Origin of the sequence: Streptomyces sp. SDr-06 (assembly GCF_003324565.1) — a bacterium.
Classification (GTDB): Bacteria; Actinomycetota; Actinomycetes; order Streptomycetales; family Streptomycetaceae; genus Streptomyces.
On the sequence record NZ_QOLA01000013.1, the window covers coordinates 95,807 to 114,946 of the forward strand.

17 protein-coding genes and 1 riboswitch are annotated in these 19,140 nt (G+C 70.5%); of the genes, 9 read left to right on the forward strand and 8 right to left on the reverse strand.

The window, feature by feature from the left end; genetic code table 11:
- Positions 1 to 3: 3 nt before the first annotated feature.
- The 3 genes from DT019_RS24635 to DT019_RS24645 form a co-directional block, all read right to left on the reverse strand.
- Positions 4 to 924 carry a 1-phosphofructokinase family hexose kinase gene (locus DT019_RS24635; RefSeq protein ID WP_114039074.1) on the reverse strand — a complete coding sequence of 307 codons (921 nt, stop codon included), beginning with the start codon at positions 922 to 924 and terminating at the stop codon, positions 4 to 6.
- Between the two features lie 90 nt (positions 925 to 1,014).
- Positions 1,015 to 2,160, reverse strand: coding sequence for an N-acetylglucosamine-6-phosphate deacetylase (gene nagA, locus DT019_RS24640; protein ID WP_114039075.1), 1,146 nt, complete (start codon positions 2,158 to 2,160; stop codon positions 1,015 to 1,017).
- Positions 2,160 to 3,185 (reverse strand): ROK family protein, encoded by a 1,026-nt coding sequence (locus tag DT019_RS24645; protein ID WP_189389903.1) that lies wholly within the window; start codon positions 3,183 to 3,185, stop codon positions 2,160 to 2,162. The genes nagA and DT019_RS24645 overlap by 1 nt, the downstream gene beginning before the upstream one ends.
- A gap of 282 nt (positions 3,186 to 3,467) precedes the next feature.
- Here DT019_RS24645 and DT019_RS24650 point away from each other — a divergent pair, with 282 nt between their 5' ends.
- From DT019_RS24650 to otsB, 3 genes are all read left to right on the forward strand, one after another.
- Complete coding sequence (locus tag DT019_RS24650) at positions 3,468 to 4,685, forward strand: extracellular solute-binding protein (RefSeq protein ID WP_114039193.1); 1,218 nt, start codon at positions 3,468 to 3,470, stop codon at positions 4,683 to 4,685.
- A gap of 289 nt (positions 4,686 to 4,974) precedes the next feature.
- Positions 4,975 to 5,205: a DUF3263 domain-containing protein gene (locus tag DT019_RS24655; protein ID WP_114039194.1), complete on the forward strand. Its 231-nt coding sequence runs from the start codon at positions 4,975 to 4,977 to the stop codon at positions 5,203 to 5,205.
- A gap of 68 nt (positions 5,206 to 5,273) precedes the next feature.
- The gene (gene otsB / locus DT019_RS24660) at positions 5,274 to 6,134 is read left to right on the forward strand and encodes a trehalose-phosphatase (protein ID WP_114039077.1); all 861 of its coding nucleotides are present in this window, start codon (positions 5,274 to 5,276) and stop codon (positions 6,132 to 6,134) included.
- A gap of 246 nt (positions 6,135 to 6,380) precedes the next feature.
- Here the strand turns inward: otsB and DT019_RS24665 are convergent, their stop codons facing one another.
- Positions 6,381 to 7,844: a trehalose-6-phosphate synthase gene (locus DT019_RS24665; protein WP_114039078.1), complete on the reverse strand. Its 1,464-nt coding sequence runs from the start codon at positions 7,842 to 7,844 to the stop codon at positions 6,381 to 6,383.
- Between the two features lie 82 nt (positions 7,845 to 7,926).
- Positions 7,927 to 8,874: a glucosyl-3-phosphoglycerate synthase gene (locus tag DT019_RS24670; RefSeq protein ID WP_114039079.1), complete on the reverse strand. Its 948-nt coding sequence runs from the start codon at positions 8,872 to 8,874 to the stop codon at positions 7,927 to 7,929.
- A gap of 136 nt (positions 8,875 to 9,010) precedes the next feature.
- Positions 9,011 to 9,156, forward strand: a riboswitch (SAM riboswitch).
- A 17-nt stretch (positions 9,157 to 9,173) separates the two neighbouring features.
- On the opposite strand from DT019_RS24670, the gene thrC reads away from it, so the two are divergent.
- The 5 genes from thrC to DT019_RS24695 all read left to right on the forward strand — a co-directional run bounded on the left by thrC (position 9,174) and on the right by DT019_RS24695 (position 15,140).
- Positions 9,174 to 10,484, forward strand: a complete 1,311-nt coding sequence (gene thrC, locus DT019_RS24675) for a threonine synthase (RefSeq protein WP_114039080.1) — start codon at positions 9,174 to 9,176, stop codon at positions 10,482 to 10,484.
- A gap of 31 nt (positions 10,485 to 10,515) precedes the next feature.
- Positions 10,516 to 10,791, forward strand: coding sequence for a MoaD/ThiS family protein (locus tag DT019_RS24680; RefSeq protein ID WP_053728152.1), 276 nt, complete (start codon positions 10,516 to 10,518; stop codon positions 10,789 to 10,791).
- A gap of 411 nt (positions 10,792 to 11,202) precedes the next feature.
- Positions 11,203 to 11,406, forward strand: coding sequence for a cold-shock protein (locus DT019_RS24685; RefSeq protein ID WP_005315736.1), 204 nt, complete (start codon positions 11,203 to 11,205; stop codon positions 11,404 to 11,406).
- A 1,137-nt stretch (positions 11,407 to 12,543) separates the two neighbouring features.
- The gene (groL, locus tag DT019_RS24690; protein ID WP_114039081.1) at positions 12,544 to 14,166 is read left to right on the forward strand and encodes a chaperonin GroEL; all 1,623 of its coding nucleotides are present in this window, start codon (positions 12,544 to 12,546) and stop codon (positions 14,164 to 14,166) included.
- A 227-nt stretch (positions 14,167 to 14,393) separates the two neighbouring features.
- Complete coding sequence (locus DT019_RS24695; RefSeq protein WP_114039082.1) at positions 14,394 to 15,140, forward strand: DUF4097 family beta strand repeat-containing protein; 747 nt, start codon at positions 14,394 to 14,396, stop codon at positions 15,138 to 15,140.
- Positions 15,141 to 15,191: 51 nt separating this feature from the next.
- Here the strand turns inward: DT019_RS24695 and DT019_RS24700 are convergent, their stop codons facing one another.
- Together DT019_RS24700 and DT019_RS24705 are read right to left on the reverse strand one after the other, a co-directional pair.
- Positions 15,192 to 15,509, reverse strand: coding sequence for a DUF397 domain-containing protein (locus DT019_RS24700; RefSeq protein ID WP_114039083.1), 318 nt, complete (start codon positions 15,507 to 15,509; stop codon positions 15,192 to 15,194).
- On the reverse strand, positions 15,493 to 16,332 hold the full coding sequence (locus DT019_RS24705) for a helix-turn-helix domain-containing protein (protein ID WP_114039084.1): 840 nt from the start codon (positions 16,330 to 16,332) through the stop codon (positions 15,493 to 15,495). The genes DT019_RS24700 and DT019_RS24705 overlap by 17 nt, the downstream gene beginning before the upstream one ends.
- A 115-nt stretch (positions 16,333 to 16,447) precedes the next feature.
- Here DT019_RS24705 and DT019_RS24710 point away from each other — a divergent pair, with 115 nt between their 5' ends.
- Entirely contained in the window at positions 16,448 to 16,720 is a 273-nt protein-coding gene (locus DT019_RS24710) for a hypothetical protein (protein ID WP_223279737.1), read from the forward strand.
- 21 nt (positions 16,721 to 16,741) lie between these two features.
- On the opposite strand, the gene DT019_RS24715 is transcribed toward DT019_RS24710, so the two are convergent.
- Positions 16,742 to 19,027: an LPXTG cell wall anchor domain-containing protein gene (locus tag DT019_RS24715; protein WP_114039085.1), complete on the reverse strand. Its 2,286-nt coding sequence runs from the start codon at positions 19,025 to 19,027 to the stop codon at positions 16,742 to 16,744.
- Between the last annotated feature and the right edge of the window lie 113 nt (positions 19,028 to 19,140).

Consider the following 19,140-nt stretch of genomic DNA (forward strand, 5'->3'; position numbering starts at 1 on the left):
GGCTCAGTGCGCGTGCTCGGTCACGCGCACCGAGCCGAGCATGTCCTCGTACGCCGCGGGGTCGAACTCGCCCGCCGCGGGCGCCAGTACGGTCGCCGCGGACAGCGCCACCGCGCGCGTCAGCCGCCCCGGCCAGTCGAGCCCCTCGACCAGCCCCGACAGCAGACCGGCCACCGCCGAGTCGCCCGCGCCCGTCGGATTGCCGCGCACCGCGGCCGGCGGGGCCGCCTGCCACAGCCCCTCGGGGGTGGCCGCCAGCAGGCCGTCCGCGCCGAGCGAGGCGACCACCGTGTGGGCCCCGCGCCTGCGCGCGTCGCGGGCCGCCCGCAGCGGCTCGCGCGCACCCGTCAGCTGGGCCAGCTCGTCGGCGTTGGGCTTGACCAGGTCGGGCCGGGCCGCGATGCCGCGCCGCAGCGCCTCACCGCTGGTGTCCAGGAGCACGGGCACCTTCGCGCCGCGGGCCTGGCGCACCAGCTGCGCGTACGCCCCGACGGGCAGCCCCGGCGGCAGGCTCCCGCACAGCGCCACCGCCTCGGCGCCGTCCAGCAGCCGCCCGTACGCGGCCAGGAAGGCGTCCCACTCGGCGGGCGTGACGAGCGGGCCCGGCTCGTTGAGCTGGGTGGTGTCGCCGGTCGCCGCGTCCGCGACGGCGATCGTGCGGCGGGTGGCGCCCGCGACGGGGACGAGTGCGTCGACGGGCGCGAGCTCCGCGAGCAGCGCGCGCAGCACCTCGCCGCTCGGGCCGCCCGCGAACCCCGTCACCACCGCCTCGTGCCCGAGCGCGGCCAGCACCCGCGCGACGTTGAGCCCCTTGCCGCCGGGGCGCTCCGTAACCTCTTCGACGCGATGGCTCGCGTGCGGTACGAGGGCGGGGACGCGGTAGGTGATGTCGAGCGCGGTGTTCAGCGTGACGGTCAGAATCACGGGGTGATCATGCCAAACGGACGGCGGCAGGCCCAGACCTCCAACCGGCCGCCGTCCGGATACCGCGATCCGGTGTGCGCGGGGCGGGCTTCAGCCGAGCTTCGGCTCGACCACCCAACTGCCCTTGCGCAGCACGCCCTTGACGGTGAAGTCGGCGTCCAGGACCACCAGGTCGGCGTCCTTGCCCGGTTCGAGCGAGCCCACCGTGTCGTCGACGCCGAGCAGGCGCGCCGGATTGGCCGAAAGCGCCCGTACGGTGTCCTCGACCGAGATGCCGTCGATCGTCACCGAGCGCTTGAACGCGCGGTCCAGGGTGAGCGTTGAGCCCGCGATGGAGCCGCCCTCCACGAGCCGCGCCACGCCGTCCTTGACCTCGACCTCCAGCGGGCCCAGGTGGTAGAGCCCGTCGCCGAACCCGGCCGCGTCCATGGCGTCGGTGATGAACGCGACGCGGCCTGCGCCCTTGTGCCGGAAGGCGAGTTCGAGGGCGGCCGGGTGCAGGTGCGTCCCGTCGTTGATGAGCTCGACGGTGACCCGGTCGTCCTCCAGGAGGGCCGCGATCGGACCCGGCTCGCGGTGGCCGAGCGGGGGCATCGCGTTGAAGAGGTGGGTGGCCACGGTGGCGCCCGCGTCGATCGCCTCGACGGTCTGCTCGTACGAGGCGTCGGTGTGGCCGATCGCCGCGATCACGCCGTGCTCGGCGAGCAGGCGTACGGAGTCGAGGCCGCCGGGCAGCTCGGTGGCGAGCGTGAACATCTTCGCGGTGCCGCGCGCGGCGTCCAGGAGCTTGCGGACCTCGGCCGGGTCCGGGTGGCGCAGCAGGCCCTCGCTGTGCGCGCCCTTGCGGCACGGCGAGATGAACGGGCCCTCGAAGTGGATGCCCGCCAGGTCGCCCTGCTCGACCAGTTCGGAGAGCAGCCCGGCGCGCTGGGCCAGGACGTCCATCTCGCCGGTCACGGTGGAGGCGACCACGGTGGTGGTGCCGTGCAGCCGATGGGTGTGGACGCCCTTGAGGACGTCCTCGACCGTGCCGTTGGTGAAGGAGGCGCCGCCGCCGCCGTGGTTGTGCAGATCGACGAAGCCGGGCACGACCCAGTGGCCCGCGAGATCGAGGGAGGGCGCGTCGGCCGGGGCGGCGCCCGCGATGGCGGTGCCGTCGACGATCACGCGTCCGTTCTCGACGACCCCGGTCGGGAGGACGACGCGGGCGCCGGAGAGAACAAGCGATGCGGCCATCAGGCGGTTACCTCACTGGAGTCGGGGTCGGCGTCGGCACGGAAGTGAGCGGCGGTCTCGGCGTTCCCGGCGGTCTCGGCGACCAGGTCCCAGGCGAGCAGGCCCGCCCCGAGGCAGCCGGCGGTGTCGCCGAGGGCCGCGGGGACGATCTCGGGCAGCTTCTGGAACGTCACGCGCTCCTCGACGGCGGCCCGAAGCGGCACGAACAAGGTTTCCCCGGCTTCGGCGAGTCCGCCACCGATGATCAGCGTGCGGGGGTCGAGCAGGGTGAGCGCGGTGACCAGCCCGTCGGCGAGCGCCTCCACCGCGTCGCGCCACACGGCGAGCGCCCGGGGGTCGCCGGACTCGACGGCCTTGGCGCAGTCGGCGGCGTCCGCGTCCGGGTCCCCGCTCGCCTCGGCCCAGGCGAGCGTCACCGCGGAGGCCGAGGCCAGCCGCTCCAGACAGCCCCGCTGGCCGCAGGGGCAGGGGATGCCTCCGGGGCGTACGACGATGTGGCCGATCTCCCCGGCGAAACCGTGCGCGCCCGGCTCGACCCGGCCGTCGATGCCGATGGCGCCCGCGATGCCGGTGCCCAGCGGCACGAACAGGAAGCGGTCGGCGCCCTTGCCCGCGCCGATCCGGCCCTCGGCCAGTCCTCCGGTGCGCACGTCGTGGCCGAGCGCGACCGGCACGCCGTGCAGCCGCTCGCTGAGCAGCCGCCGCATGGGGACGTCGCGCCAGCCCAGATTGGCCGCGTAGGCGGCGATGCCGTTCTCGGCGTCCACGATGCCGGGCACGGCGACGCCCGCCGCGACCGCGCTCTCGCCCAGGTGCTCCTCGCCGTACGCCCGCAGGTCCGCGGCGAAGTCGAGGATCGACTCGACGACGGCCTCGGGCCCGCGCTCTCTGCCGGTGGGCCTGCGCGCCTCGTGGAGGAGCGTGGGCGGGCTGGGGGGATTCCCCCCGGACAGCACGGTTCCCGCCCCGACCAGGGCGGCCTTCATCCCGGTGCCGCCCACATCCAGGGCGATGACGTGTCTCACGGGGGACAGTCTCGCGCCAACACCCACTAAAGGTCTAGTCCACTCGCCGGAAGAGGGAGAAAGCGCTTTCCGCGCTGAAAATTCCCCAATGTACTCTTGCACCGGGCGTTGCGGAAGCGATATGCGACTGGTGTAGACCTCATACCCCCGTATGAGGGAAAATCGCAGCTCATTACAGGACGTCACGGGGGACCGACTGGATCCGCCAGGATCACGACGAGGGTGGGATAGCGCGTGCAGCGGCGCTTCTTGGGCTTGACCGCGGCGGTGGCCGCATTCGGCATGACGGCAGTGCTCTCGGGATGCGGCGGGCAGAGCGGCTCCGGCGACGTCACCCTCAAGCTGGTGGCCGCGGACTATGACATATCCGGCGGCGGCAGCACGAAGACGTACTGGCACAACGTTGTCGCGGACTTCGAGAAGAAGAACCCGGGCATCAAGGTCGACGTCCAGATCTTCTCCTGGGACGTCGTCGACGCCAAGGTCGCCGAGATGGTGAAGGCGGGCAACGCCCCCGACATCGCGCAGATCGGCGCGTACTCCGACTACGCGGCGACCGGCAAGCTCTACAGCGTCGACCAGCTGCTCTCCATCCCCGTCGAGGCCAACTTCCTGTCGCCGCTGGCGGACGCGGGCAACGTCAAGCGCGTCCAGTACGGCATGCCGTTCGTGGCCTCCACGCGCCTGCTCTTCTACAACCAGACGCTGTTCGACCAGGCCCACATCAAGGCGCCGACCACCTGGGGCGAGCTCGCCTCCGACGCCAAGGCGCTCAAGGCCAAGGGGGTCAAGACCCCCTTCGCGCTGCCGCTCGGCAGCGAGGAGGCGCAGGCCGAGACCATGATGTGGATGCTCAGCGGCAACGGCGGCTACACCAACACCGTCGACGGCTACGACATCGACTCGCCCGAGAACATCCAGACCTTCGACTGGCTGAAGACCAACCTGGTCGAGCCCGAGCTGACCGGCCCGGTCGCGCCCGGCAAGCTCAACCGCCAGGACGCCTTCGACGCGTTCGCCAAGGGCGAGGTCGGCATGCTCAACGGCCACCCCTCGCTGATGGAGCAGGCCAAGAAGAAGGGCATCAAGTTCGGCATGGTCCCGCTGCCCGGACCGAACGGACCGGCCAAGGCGGCGATGGGCGTCGCCGACTGGATCATGGGCTTCAAGCAGGGCGGGCACCGGGCGCAGATCGGCAAGTTCCTGGACTTCACGTTCGCCGACCAGAACGTGCTGAATTTCGCGGAGCAGTACGACCTGCTGCCGTCCACGGTGTCGGCCTCCTCGGCGATGGCCGTGGACGCCAAGCACAAGGACCTCAAGCCGTTCCTGACCGCCCTGCCCACGTCCGAGCTGCCCCCGGTCGGCAAGACGTCGTGGCCGAAGGTGAGCGAGACGGTGAAGAAGAAGATCGGCTCGGCGGTGACTCCGGGGGGCTCCCCGAAGGCGGTCCTCCAGGACATCGCGAAGGTGGCGACGGACGCGGAGAACGCGGAGTAGTCCGCGCGAGGGTGGGCGCACGCAGGGGCTCGCCCCTGCACCCGGCCCCACCCGGTCCGCACCCCGGGCCCCTTCTGCCCGGGGCGGGCCCCGACCCCGGGGCCCGTATGTCGTCCGCGGGCCGTGGGCGGCTGGTCGCGCAGTTCCCCGCGCCCCTGGGTGGGTTGTTCCCTGCGGGGTGGTCATGTGTGCCCCGCGCCCCTCAGCAGTACTGGTGCCGGCCGGCATGGGCTTCTTCGGTCTGGGCGGGGCCGGACCGGCACCCCGGGACGGGGGCTACCGTGGGGCCATGACAGAGGAGCTGGACGACCGCGCGAAGGCCGTGCTGCGGATGGAGGGGCGATCCTGGCCCGCCCCGGGGGCCAAGGAGAGGGCCGTCCGAGAAGAGCTCGGAATGTCCCCCACGCGCTACTACCAACTGCTCAACGCCCTCCTCGACGACACCCGCGCCCTCGCCCACGACCCCGTCACGGTCAACCGCCTGCGCCGGGTCAGGGACGAACAGCGCGACCGCCGCTGAGGGACGCGCGCCGTTGCGCCATACGTGCCCCCGCCCCGCCGGGCCCGCTCCCCGATAAGGTCGACCGCATGGGCAGCCAACCGCAACCCTTGCCGACCCCCGCCACTCAGTCCGGCCGTGAGGGACTCGCCGCGATCCTGGAGCGGCCGGAGCGCACCGTCGTGGCGATCGACTTCGACGGCACGCTCGCCGAGATCGTCCCCGACCCCGAGCAGGCCCGGGCCCACCCGGACGCAGTGCCCGCGCTGGCCGCACTCGCCCCGCACGTGGCCTCCGTCGCCGTGATCACCGGCCGCCCGGCGGGCGTCGCGGTCCGCTACGGGGGCTTCGCGGGCGTACCCGGTCTGGAGCACCTCGTGGTGCTCGGCCACTACGGTGCCGAGCGCTGGGACGCGGTGACCGGCACGGTCCGTACCCCCGACCCCCACCCCGGCGTGGCCGCCGCCCGGGCGGACCTGCCCGGGTTCCTCGAAGCGCATGGCGCCTGGCGCGGTACGTGGGTGGAGGAGAAGGGGCAGGCCGTGGCGGTGCACACGCGGCGGGCCCGCGACCCGCAGGCCGCGTTCGAGGCCCTGCGCGGCCCCCTCGCGGAGCTGGCCACGCAGCACGGCCTGGTACTCGAACCGGGCCGCCTGGTACTGGAGTTGAGGCCGCCCGGCATGGACAAGGGGGTGGCGCTGGCGGCGTACATACGAGAGGTGGGCGCGGAGTCGGTCCTGTACGCGGGGGACGACCTGGGCGACCTCCCCGCGTTCACGGCCGTGGAGAAACTCCGCTCGGACGGGGTGCCGGGGCTGCTGGTGGCGGCGGACACGGTGATCCCGGAGCTGGCGGAAAGGGCGGACCTGCGGATGTCCGGCCCGGAGTCCACGGCCCGATTCCTGACCACCCTGGCCACGCACCTGAACCAGCCCCCGTCCGCGCAGTAGCCCCGCCTTTCGTCCGCGGGCGCCGGGGCGGCTTTTCGCGCAGTTCCCCGCGCCCCTAAAGCCGTCTTCCTCCGCGGGCCGCGGGTGGCTGGTCGCGCAGTTCCCCGCGCCCCTGTAGGGGGCTCAGCATCGGCAACCTCAGCCCGTCATGGGGGTCCCCCCTGGCCCTTAAGGCCTTGGGGGAGATTGAGGACGAGCGCCCCTAAGGCGCGAACGGGGTCTGGGGCGGAGCCCCAGGGGTTTCGGTCAGGCCAGCGCCTCAAGCTGGGCCAAGAACCAGCGCCGGGGCGAAAGCGCCGTCCCCGCCGCAGCGAGCCGCTTCGTCCGCTCAGCCCGCTCCCCCGCCCCCATCCCAAGCCCCGCGTGCAACGCGTCAGCCGTCCCCGTCACGTCGTACGGGTTCACGACCAGCGCGTCCTCCCCGAGCTCCTCGTACGCCCCCGCCTCCCGCGACAGCACGAGCACGCACCCCGCGTCGGACACGACGGGCACCTCCTTGGCGACGAGGTTCATGCCGTCCCGTACGGGGTTGACGAGGGCGACGTCCGCGAGGCGGTAGGCGGCCAGGGAGCGGGCGAAGTCGTCCTGGACGTGGAGCACGACCGGGGTCCAACCATCCGTCCCGTACGCCGAGTTGATGTCGGCGGCGACCCGCGCGACCTCCGCCGTGTAGTCGCGGTACACCGCGAGGTCCTGCCGCGAGGGGTACGCGAAGGCGACGTGCACGACCCGCTCGCGCCACTCCGGGTGCGTGTCGAGCAGATGCCGGTAGGCGAGCAGGCCGCGCACGATGTTCTTGGACAGCTCGGTGCGGTCGACCCGCACGATCGTCTTGCGGCCGGCCCCGATCTGCTCGCGCAGGGAGACCATCCGCTCCTCGACGTCGGCCTCGTGCGCACGCCGGCGCAGGAAGTCGCCGTCCGCGCCGAGCGAATGGACGGCGATGTCCGTCTCGCGCGAGGGCGCCCCCGCCGGCCCGTGCCGGAAGAACCGGCGCCCGTCGACCCCGGGACCGGACAGCTCGCCCTCGTCCGGCCCCAGCACGCCCGCGACACAGTCCATGAACGCCGAGGCCCACCGCGAGGTGAGGAACCCGAGCCGGTCCGCCCCCAGCATCCCCCGCAGCAGCTGCCGCGCGATGTCGTCGGGCAGCATCCGGAAGTAGTCGACCGGCGCCCAGGGGGTGTGGGAGAAGTGGCCGATCCGCAGGTCGGGGCGGAGCTCGCGGAGCAGGCCCGGCACCAGCGCGAGATGGTAGTCCTGCACCAGGACGCGCGCCCCGTCCGCGGCCTCGGCCGCGAGCGCCTCCGCGAAGGCCCGGTTGTACGCCTCGTACGAGGCCCACTGGCGCCGGAACTCCGCGTCGAAGACCGGTTCCAGCGGCGTCTGGTACAGCATGTGCTGGACGAACCACAGCACCGAGTTCGCGATGCCGTTGTAGGCGTCGGAGAAGACGGACGCCTCGATGTCCAGCATCCGGACACCTTTCTCGCCCACGCCGCGCCGCACCGCCTCGCGGTCCCCGTCGCCAAGCGCCGCGCACACCCACAAAGACTCCACGTCGGAGCCGATCGCGCTGAGCCCGGACACGAGCCCGCCCCCGCCCCGCTTGGGTTCGAGCGAGCCGTCCTCCTTCAGGGCGTAGGAGACGGGGCCGCGGTTGGACGCGACGAGTACCTGGGCCCGGGGGGCTGCGTGCGCGGTGACCATGTGGCGAACCTAGCCCGACCCGGGGGCCCTCAAACACGCGTGCGCCCGCCCCTGGGGACCGGATCCGGCCACCGGCGCCCGGCTATGCCGCCCGGTGGACCTGGTACTCCTCGATGTCCCGCATGGGCGGCCGCTCCTCGGTGTCCACGGCGTACGTACGCGGCACGAAGCCGTGCTCGCCGCGCTCGAACTGGGTCAGCTCCGGGCGTACGAGAGGGGCCCGGGACAGCCGCAGCTGCGCGGTGCGGTAGATCGCGGCGGCCATCCGGCCGAGCGCCTGCCCGTCCTGGTGGCGGTGCTTGCGCACGCCCACGTCGACCTGCGCGAGCGCGTCGAGGCCCACCGTGTGCAGCGCGTCGACGAGGAGCGCCATCTCCACGCCGTACCCGACGGGGAAGGGCAGCCGCTCAAGGAGCGAGCGCCGGGCCGCGTACTCGCCGCCCAACGGCTGGACCACTCCGGCCAGTTGGGGCCAGTGCAGGTTGAGCAGCGGGCGCGCCACCAGCTCGGTGACCCGGCCGCCCTGGCCCGCCGCCGCCCCGAAGGGACGGTCGTACATCGCCTTGACGAAGTCGATGTCCGGGTCGGTCAGGAGCGGCCCGACGATCCCGGAGACGAACCCCGCGTCGAAGTCCTTCAGGTCGGCGTCGATGAAGCACACGATGTCGCCGCTGGTCACCAGGAGCGAGCGCCACAGCACCTCGCCCTTGCCGGGCAGCGCGGGGACGCGCGGCAGGATCGCGTCCCGGTGCACGACCCGCGCGCCGGCCCGCTCCGCGACCTCGGCCGTACGGTCGGTGGAGCCGGAGTCGACGACCACGAGCTCGTCGACCAGAGGCACGGAAGCGGTCATCAGCTCGCGCCGGATCGCGGCCACGATGTCACCGACCGTGGCCTCCTCGTCGAGCGCGGGCAACACGACGCTCACCGTCGTGCCCGTCCGCTGTTTCGCGGCCAGGATCGTGTCGATCGGCCGCTGGGCCGCGGACCAGGAACGCCTGCTCAGCCAGCGTTCCACCTCTTCCAGCACGTCTCCCGGCCTCCTCGTGTGATCCATCTCGCGGTTCGGACGACTATCTCAACCGTCCAGGGCTTCGGTTACAGTCTTGAACAACGCGGATGACCGTCGCATGTCGGGGGTCGTCGTCACGCTGACAATCGAATACCGCTCATCCAGAGGGGCAGAGGGAAACGGCCCGTTGAAGCCCCGGCAACCCTCCAGTCGGTTCTCGTCGATCAAGACACGAGGCCACCGGCTAGGGAAGGTGCCAAATCCGTCTCATGGCGAAGTTCGCCCTGAGGAAGATGAGGAGAAAGGGCCTCCCCTCCATGTCCGCACAGACTGTTGACAGCGCTACCTCTGCCGAGACCACTTCCGGCACCCCCGTCGATCTCGGTCCCGCGTCCGGGCTTTCCTGCCGTGAGTGCGGCCAGCGTTTCGAACTCGGCCCGATCTTCGCCTGCGAACTGTGTTTCGGACCGCTCGAAGTGGCTTATGACCTGCCGCTCGGCGACCCCGAGGCGCTGCGCAAGCAGATCGAGGCGGGCCCCGAGAACATCTGGCGTTACGCGCCGCTGCTGCCCGTCCCCGCCGACGTGGCCGACAAGCCGAACCTGAACCCGGGCTTCACCAAGCTCGTCAAGGCCGAGAACCTGGCGCGCGAGCTGGGCGTCGAGCCGGGCAAGCTGTTCGTCAAGGACGACTCCGGCAACCCGACGCACTCCTTCAAGGACCGGGTCGTCGCCCAGGCCCTGGAGGCCGCCCGCGCCTTCGGCTTCACCACGCTCTCCTGCTCCTCCACCGGAAACCTCGCGGGCGCGGTCGGCGCCGCCGCCGCGCGGGCCGGCTTCCGCTCGTGCGTGTTCATCCCGCACGACCTGGAGCAGGGCAAGGTCGTCATGGCCGCGGTGTACGGCGGCGAGCTCGTCGGCATCGAGGGCAACTACGACGACGTGAACCGCTTCTGCTCCGAGCTCATCGGCGACCCGCTCGGCGAGGGCTGGGGCTTCGTCAACGTCAACCTGAGGCCGTACTACGGCGAGGGTTCCAAGACGCTGGCGTACGAGATCTGCGAGCAGCTCGGCTGGCGGCTGCCCGACCAGCTGGTCATCCCGATCGCCTCGGGCTCCCAGCTCACCAAGATCGACAAGGGGCTTCAGGAGCTCATCAAGCTCGGCCTGGTCGAGGACAAGCCGTACAAGATCTTCGGCGCTCAGGCCGAGGGCTGCTCCCCGGTGTCCACCGCCTTCAAGGCCGGGCACGACGTCGTACGGCCCCAGAAGCCGGACACCATCGCCAAGTCGCTGGCCATCGGCAACCCGGCGGACGGGCCGTACGTCCTGGACATCGCGCGCCGCACGGGCGGTGCGGTGGAGGACGTCGACGACGAGCAGATCGTCGACGCCATCAAGCTGCTCGCCCGGACCGAGGGCATCTTCGCGGAGACCGCGGGCGGTGTGACGGTCGGCGTCACGCGCAAGCTCATCGAGGCCGGTCTCATCGACCCGTCGCTCACCACGGTCGTGCTCAACACCGGCGACGGGCTCAAGACCCTGGACGCGGTGGCCGCCACGTCCCAGGCGACCGCGACCATCCGCCCGAGCCTGGACGCCTTCCGCGACGCGGGCCTCGCCCACTGAGCCTCTGCCGATCGACTAGGAGTACCGAACCATGAGCGTGAACGTCCGCATCCCCACCATCCTGCGCACCTACACCGGCGGCCGGGCCGAGGTCGCCGCCGAGGGCGCGACGCTGGCCGAGGTCATCGCCGACCTGGAGAAGAACCACGCCGGGATCGCCGCGCGCGTCCTGGACGACCAGGGCAAGCTGCGCCGCTTCGTCAACGTGTACGTCAACGACGACGACGTGCGCTTCGAGCAGGGCCTCCAGACGGCCACGCCCGAGGGCGCCGGCGTCTCGATCATTCCGGCGGTCGCGGGCGGCTGAACCGCCGCGCGCTGAACGTCATCTGTACGCAGAGTTGCCCCCTCCGCACGAGAAGCGGAGGGGGCAATTCAGCATGGTTGAGCGGGGTACAGTTGGGGAAGCGCCTTCGCTTCGAGTGCCACGTGCATATGAGAACGCGACAACATGAGGTCAAAGTGTGTGTGTCCTTTGTGCCTTAAGTGCGCTTTGCCCGGCCCGACTTGCCCCGGAATGCTGAATTCATGGCATTCCGCTCACTGCGCGTGCCCGGAATTCTCGTCCGATTGACCTGTTGCAGAGGGCAGTTGGGCAGATACATTCAGCCGCGGTCGACGCGTTCCGGCGCACACCCTCTCCTGTCGGAGGGTGGAGGTCTGACCCGGGTCCGCGAAGTGTGGTCCCGTGCAAGGGCCAGTAATAGGGGAGTTAGGCATGGCTCAGGGCACCGTCAAGTGGTTCAACGCGGAGAAGGGGTACGGCTTCATCGCGGTCGACGGTGGTGCGGATGTTTTCGTCCACTACAGCGCGATCCAGATGGACGGTTACCGCACCCTTGAAGAAGGTCAGCGAGTCGAGTTCGAGATCTCGCAGGGCCAGAAGGGTCCGCAGGCGGACATGGTCAAGCTCGCCGTCTGATCTCGGCGCGATCGGCCACCGACGCACGCACGCATGAAGGGGGCCACCCATGAAGGGTGGCCCCCTTCACGCACCCCCGGCCCCGGGGGCTTGCCCGTACGACTCGACCCCCGCCCCTCCTGGGGCTCCGCCCCAGACCCCGAGGGTTTTCCCACCCGCCCGCCCGTACAGGGGGTTGGTTGGTTCCGCCCCTGGGGCTGCGCCCCAGACCCCTCGAGGGGCTCCGCCCCTCGGACCCCGGGGGGTCTGCCCACCCGCCCGCCCGTGCAGGGGGTTGGTTGGTTCCGCCCCTGGGGCTGCGCCCCAGACCCCTCGAGGGGCTCCGCCCCTCGGACCCCGGGGGGTCTGCCCACCCGCCCGCCCGTGCAGGGGGTTGGTTGGTTCCGCCCCTGGGGCTGCGCCCCAGACCCCCTGAGGGGCTCCGCCCCTCGAACCCCGGCGGGGGCTCCGCCCCCTGCACCCCCGTTCGCGCCTGAACGGCGCTCGTCCTCAATCTCCCCCAAGGCCTTAAGGGCCAGGGGGGACCCCCATGACGGGCTGAGGTGCCCGGTGCAGGCCAGCACGAGTACTGCCAGGGGCGCGGGGAACTGCGCGAGAAGCGGGCACGGTCCGCAGATCGAAAGGGGTTTGAGGGGCGCGAGGAACTGCGCGAACAACCACGCACGGTCGCCAGCCGAAGGACGGCCCGAAAGGGGCGCGGGGAACTGCGCGAGCAACCACACGCGGCCCGCGGACGAAGCCGCATCGAGGGGCGCGGGGAACTGCGCGAGCAACGACGCACGGCCGTCGGCCGAAGGACGGCCCAAAGGGGGCGCGGGGAACCGCGCGAGCGCGTGCCCGCGGCCTGCGGAAAAGGGGGGCGGAGGGGGCCCGGGGGCGGAGCCCCCGCACGCCCGAGGGGCCCGCCCGCCGCGGCCAGGCAACCCCCCCGGTTCCAGAGACTCGCTTGCACTCGCAGGTGCCGAGTGCTAATCATTGGGCTTAGCACTCTCCGAGTGAGAGTGACAGAACTTGGATCGGGTCAGTGAGGCCCGCAGACCGGGTGGGGCAAGGAACCACAAGGGCTGCAGGCCGTCCGTCGCGGGCACCGGCGCGATCCACGAAGAACGCCACCCCTGTCCGGGAGGACCACTTCACATGGCCAAGATCATCGCGTTCGACGAGGAGGCACGGCGCGGTCTCGAGCGCGGGATGAACCAGCTCGCCGACGCCGTCAAGGTCACCCTCGGCCCCAAGGGCCGCAACGTCGTCCTCGAGAAGAAGTGGGGCGCCCCCACGATCACCAACGATGGTGTTTCCATCGCCAAGGAGATCGAGCTCGAGGACCCGTACGAGAAGATCGGCGCCGAGCTGGTCAAGGAAGTCGCCAAGAAGACGGACGACGTCGCCGGTGACGGTACGACCACCGCGACCGTTCTCGCCCAGGCCCTGGTGCGCGAGGGTCTGCGCAACGTCGCCGCCGGCGCCAACCCGATGGCCCTGAAGCGCGGTATCGAGAAGGCCGTCGAGGCCGTCTCCGCCGCCCTCCTGGAGCAGGCCAAGGACGTGGAGACCAAGGAGCAGATCGCTTCGACGGCCTCCATCTCCGCCGCCGACACCCAGATCGGCGAGCTCATCGCCGAGGCGATGGACAAGGTCGGCAAGGAAGGCGTCATCACCGTCGAGGAGTCGCAGACCTTCGGGCTCGAGCTTGAGCTCACCGAGGGCATGCGCTTCGACAAGGGCTACATCTCGGCGTACTTCGCCACCGACATGGAGCGTATGGAGGCGTCGCTCGACGACCCGTACATCCTGATCGTCAACTCGAAGATCAGCTCGGTCAAGGACCTGCTGCCGCTCCTCGAGAAGGTCATGCAGTCCGGCAAGCCGCTGCTGATCATCGCCGAGGACGTCGAGGGCGAGGCCCTGTCGACCCTGGTCGTCAACAAGATCCGTGGCACCTTCAAGTCCGTCGCCGTCAAGGCCCCGGGCTTCGGTGACCGCCGCAAGGCCATGCTCGGTGACATCGCCATCCTCACGGGCGGCACGGTCATCTCCGAGGAGGTCGGCCTCAAGCTGGAGAACGCCGGTCTCGACCTGCTCGGCCGCGCCCGCAAGGTCGTCATCACCAAGGACGAGACGACGATCGTCGACGGTGCCGGTGACAGCGACCAGGTCCAGGGCCGCGTCAACCAGATCCGCGCCGAGATCGAGAACAGCGACTCGGACTACGACCGCGAGAAGCTCCAGGAGCGCCTCGCCAAGCTCGCCGGCGGCGTGGCCGTCATCAAGGCGGGCGCGGCCACCGAGGTCGAGCTCAAGGAGCGCAAGCACCGCATCGAGGACGCCGTTCGCAACGCGAAGGCGGCCGTCGAGGAGGGCATCGTCGCCGGTGGTGGCGTGGCCCTGCTCCAGGCCTCCGCGGTGTTCGAGAAGCTTGAGCTCGACGGTGACGAGGCGACCGGCGCCAACGCCGTGAAGCTCGCCCTTGAGGCCCCGCTGAAGCAGATCGCCGTCAACGGTGGTCTCGAAGGCGGCGTCGTCGTGGAGAAGGTGCGCAACCTGGCCGTCGGCCACGGTCTGAACGCCGCCACGGGCGAGTACGTCGACATGATCGCCGAGGGCATCATCGACCCGGCGAAGGTCACCCGCTCCGCGCTGCAGAACGCCGCCTCCATCGCGGCGCTCTTCCTCACCACCGAGGCCGTCATCGCCGACAAGCCGGAGAAGGCCGCCGCGGCCGCTCCGGGCGGCATGCCGGGCGGTGACATGGACTTCTGAGCCCCGGCTCGGTAGATCCTGGTTGTACGCCGAGGGCGGCACCCCCATCACGGGGGTGCCGCCCTCGGGCGTTTCCCGGAACTTCGCGGTTGCGAACCGTGGGGGTACGGAAATCCGAAGGTCGATACGGGTGCTGGCTCCATGGTGCGAGGCCTGGTGGCGGGGCTAATTTGGTGACCGGAGGGGGCGAGAACAGGCCCCAACTGGCACACATTCGGGGGACTTTCATGAGCACCACACGACTGCGGATCCGCACCCTCGCGGCCGTGACCCTGACCGCCCTCGCGGCCGGCGCCCTCGGCGCGTGCGGCCCGCTGGACGACAAGACGTTCAAGGACGACGCCACGGTCAAGGAGAGGATCACCGCGGTGCGCCTCGACGGGCACTCGGACGGTTTCCGGGTGCGCGGCAAGAAGGACCCCGGCAAGGTGTCGGTGCACCGCGAGGTCAATTACCGGGGAAAGACGAAGCCGGAGGGTACGACCTACCGCGTCGAGAACGGCGTGCTGGTGCTGGAAGGCTGCGGGAAAAACTGCTCGGTGGACTACACGGTCGACGTCCCGGCCGGAATCCCGGTGACCGGATCGAGCACTGAGGGAACGCTGAGCCTGTCCTCGGTCGGTGAGGTCAAGGTCTCCACGAAGGACGGCGACGTGCGGGTGTCCGGCGCGACGGGCCCGGTCGACATAGGCACCACCAACGGCTCGATCAGCGGCAACGGCCTGAAGGGCACGGGCGTCACGGCCCGCACGTCGAACGGCTCGATCTCCCTGACCCCCGACACCGTGCAGGACGTCACGGCGCAGACCTCCAACGGCAGCATCAGCGTGACCGCGCCGTCCGCTCCGTACCACGTCTCGGCCCGGACCAGCAGGGGCGCCACGAAGCTCGGCATACCCGACGCCCCGACCGCCGCCCACCAGCTGAACCTGACCACCAGCAACGGCGACATCACCCTGAAGGCGTCCAAGTAGCCGACAGGGCCCGGGGCTTGGAAGTCCCGGGCCCGGCGCTACACCTTCAGCTCAGGCGCGTACGTCGTCGATGAACGCGGACCAGGCGGCGGCCGGGAACACGAGGACGGGCCCGTCGGGGTCCTTGGAGTCGCGAACAGGGACGAACTCGCTGTACCCGTCGCCTACTTCGAGGCAGTTGCCTCCGCTGGCGTCGCTGTGCGTGGACTTACGCCAGTGGCCGACCTCAAGGCAGTTGCCGCCCTCGCCACCGCTGTAGCTGGACTTGTGCCAGCGGGCGACCTCAAGGCAGTCGCCGCCGCTTCCACCGCTGTAACTCGACTTGTGCCAGGTGGCCTTGCTCAGGTCGTACTCAGGGCTGATCCTCATGCGCGTAATCCTCCGCCACTGATTCGATCAGGGCCAGGGATTGTTGTGGTGACAGTGCGCTGGCCCCCATCAAATCGTAGGTGAGTTCGTAACGTGTGACGGTCGCTGGGTCGTCCTGCAAGCGCCCTGTGCCGAGGCCTTGGAGGTAGGCGAGTGGGGGAGCGTCCTCGAAGGACATCAGCTTGAGGGAGCCTTCCAGGGCCATGTGTGCACCCGAGCTGAACGGCAGCACCTGAACAATGATCCGGTGTCGGGAGCCGAGGTTGGCTACGTGGGCGAGGGCTTCGGCCATCACCCTGGGGCCGCCTACCTCCCTCCGCAGTACGGCCTCGTCAAGTACGGCCCACATCAGGGGCGTTGTTGGATCAGCGAGGAGGTGGGCGCGGTCCAGGCGGGCCGTCACCAGGTCGTCGATGACGGCTTCCGGGGCCGTGGGCTGGTAGGCACGGAACACGGCCCGCGCATACGCCTCGGTCTGAAGGAGACCCGGGATGAGAAGGAGCGCGTACTCGCGAATGGCCGTGGCGATGGCTTCCGCCTCGGCGGCCTCGGCGAAGTGGTCGGGGTACTTGGACTTGGCGGCGGCGACGCAGTTGCGGGTGAAGAAGCCGTTGGTGCCGAGGATCTTGTCGATCTGGCGGGCGTATTCGAGGTGCATGCGGCGGGTGCCCGCTTCGAGCTGGCCGATGAAGGAGCCGGAGACGAAGAGGGGCTGACCGAGTTCGTCCTGGGTGAGCCCGGCCTTCTCGCGGGCGAAGCGGAGTTCGGCCCCGAGGAGGGCGCGGGGAGAGGAGGAGGGGTCGAGGTTCTTCGGTCCTGGCATGCGCAACTCCCTGGACACGCGGGGTTGTTGGATCGCCGACAGTAGTCAGGCTAGCCCGTTTCGGACACGCTGGGTGAGGAAATCAGTACAGTCGGTGGAGCGGAAGGCTAGGGACATGGCGCTGACGGCGGAGGAGAGGGTGCGGGCGACGGAGAATGCCGTCGAGCAGTTGCGGGAGGTGCTGATGCGGTCCGGGGTGGTGCTGCCGTCCCTCAGGATCGACCCGCTGACGTGTGCGGGCCACGTGCTGTATCCGCTGGTGGACCTGGGCCGCTGCAATCTGGACATGGCGCTGCGCCTGGTGTCCGTGCTGGCGGGGACGTACAGCGCGGAAGGGGCACCGCCGGTGGGCGGCACCCCTTCCGTGAGGTCGACGACGGGTCACTGACGCGGCGTCGGGGACCGAGGGTTATCCCAGGCTGTTCCTGCGGCGTCGCAGCCAGACGAGTCCGGCTCCGGCGGCGAGGAGGGCGAGGGCGGCGGCCGCGACCGTGGCGATCTGGGTGCCGGTGTTGGCGAGACCGCCACCGGCGTGCGGGTCGCCCGGCTGGTTCCGGCCGCCCTGGCCGGTGGGCCCGGGGTTGGGGCTGGGGGAGGCCGGGGGAGTGGACGGCTGGCCGGAGTGGGTCGGTGTGGGCGTGGGTGTCGGGGTGGGACCGCCGCCGGTGCCGGTGTGGGCGGCGGTGTTGCCGCCGAGGGCGAGGAGGGCCTTGTTCTCCGCGTCGTCGGTCATCGCCTTGACGGAGATGTCGGTCGTGCGGGGGAGGTGCTTGTGCTCGGCGGTGAACTTGGCCTGGGTGACGTTCTGCTTGGGCGACTTGGAGAAGTCGACGCCGCCCATGACGCAGGTGCCGGGTCGGCCCGCCTTCTCGCAGGGGTAGCTGTAGTCGCCCTGGGTGAAGGACTTCACGTAGTCCCGGTAGGTCTGCTCGGGCGTCCAGGAGGCGTTCGTGCCGCGCAGCGGCCAGTCGGCGACCCGGTTGCTGTTGATGACGGCGTGGTAGTCCGTGGGGGACTGGGTGTCCTGCTGGCGGATCCACTCGGCGGCGACGCGGGCGTTGTAGACGGCGCGCAGGTCGGCGTACCGGGGGTCGGTGTTCACCTTCTTCTCGATGTCCGGCACGATCAGCGCGTCCATGAGCGCGGTGACGCGCTTGTGCTGGGCGTCGGTGAGGTTGCACTTGCCGTTCGGGCTGGGGGTGTTGACCTCCTGCGGAACGGAGTTGACCTTGAGCGGGGCGTCGAGGATGTAGAGGCCGCCGTTCTGCTCGCGGACCTCGGCGGGCTTGGGGACGATCCAGTTGCGCACGCCGTGGGTGCAGGGGATGTGCTCGGCGTTGAGCTGGTCCCAGAGCTGCTTGCCGACGCCGGTGCGGGGGTCCATGTCCTTGGCGTAGTCGTGCTTCATCTCCAGGTCGGCCTGGAGCAGGACGCGTCCGGCGTCGGTCTTGCCGAACGTCTTGTCCATGATCTTGTCGGGCTGGTCCGGGTTGAGGTTGACCCAGAACTTCTCGGGGGTCAGGGCGAGCCAGGTGAAGAAGGAGTCGGAGATGAGCTCGGCCTTCTGCCGCCCGCCGTAGCCGAGGCCGGAGGACTCGTCGACCTTGTTGGCGGAGAAGGAGTAGTTCAGGCCCTGGCCCTTGACGGGCTTGCCGACGTAGCGGAGCTCCAGGGTGGAGAAGTCGACGCCGCCGGGCCCGCGCACCCGCATGCCCTCGGGGTCGGCGGCGCGGATGCGGTCCAGCTGCCGCTTCATGTCGCCCGGGGTCGCGGGCGACTGCCGGATGACGTCGGAGCCGCGCCCGATGCTGTTGCGGGTGTCCTGCGCGGTGTACTTGCCGGGCTGGAACTCGGTCTCCGGGGTGGAGACGTGCTCGTACGTGGTGACCCGGCCCTGGCCGCCCAGCTGCTTGAGCCCGTTGGTGTACTTGAGGGTGTCCTCGGACTGCGGCTGCCCGAAGGTGTACCGCAGCTTGTAGTCCTTGAACTTGGGGTCCTTCAGGAACGCGCGGTCCTTCGGTGCCTGCGAACTGTCGTGGTTGCCGCCGGACTTGACCTCGAGGACCTCCTTGGTCTTGTGGTTGACCGCGTCGAAGCGCCGTTGGTAGGTCTTGCCGGTGTCCGGGTCGGTGACCGAGACGGTCTCCTCGCAGATCCAGTCCGGCCCGAGCAGCCCGAGGTCCTTGACGACCTTGCCGTGGAAGGCCTCGCCGCGCGGGTTGCGTCCGTACACCTCGATGTAGGCCTCGTTGAGCCAGTTGCCGAAGCCGCCGTACTTGGTGTCGGTGTTGCCGTTGCGCGAGAGGTAGTCCTTGTACGTCGCGTAGACGCGCTCGGGCGTGCCTTCCGGATACTTCTTGTAGGGCAGGGTGAGCTTGTCGAGGATCTTGTCCCGCTCAACGGGGTCGTCGGGCAGGGTGAGGCCGTCCATGGCCTGGCGCTGGTTGGGGAATCCGTAGGAGTCCCAGTCGGTCTCGGGCCGGACCGCGTCGCCCTTGGCCCATGGCAGGCTGCCCGGATCGGTGGGCTTCCCCTTGAGCTTGAACATCTGCTCGCAGGGCATTGCCTTGGTCGCCGCGTCGGCCGTGCCCTGGAGTTGCGGCAGGCCGCCGGCGGAGAGGATGCCGACGGTGGCGAGAGCGACCGCGGCGCGCGCCCACAGGTGGTGCCGGCGCGTGGATATCGGATGGTTCACGCGAACGTGTCTTTCCCCGGGAGCCCAGAGAGGTGGGCATGGAGCAGTGCCGCGACACCAGGGGCCCCCGTGCTCAATGGTGTCGCGCAGCACCACACGCTAGCCCTCCCGAG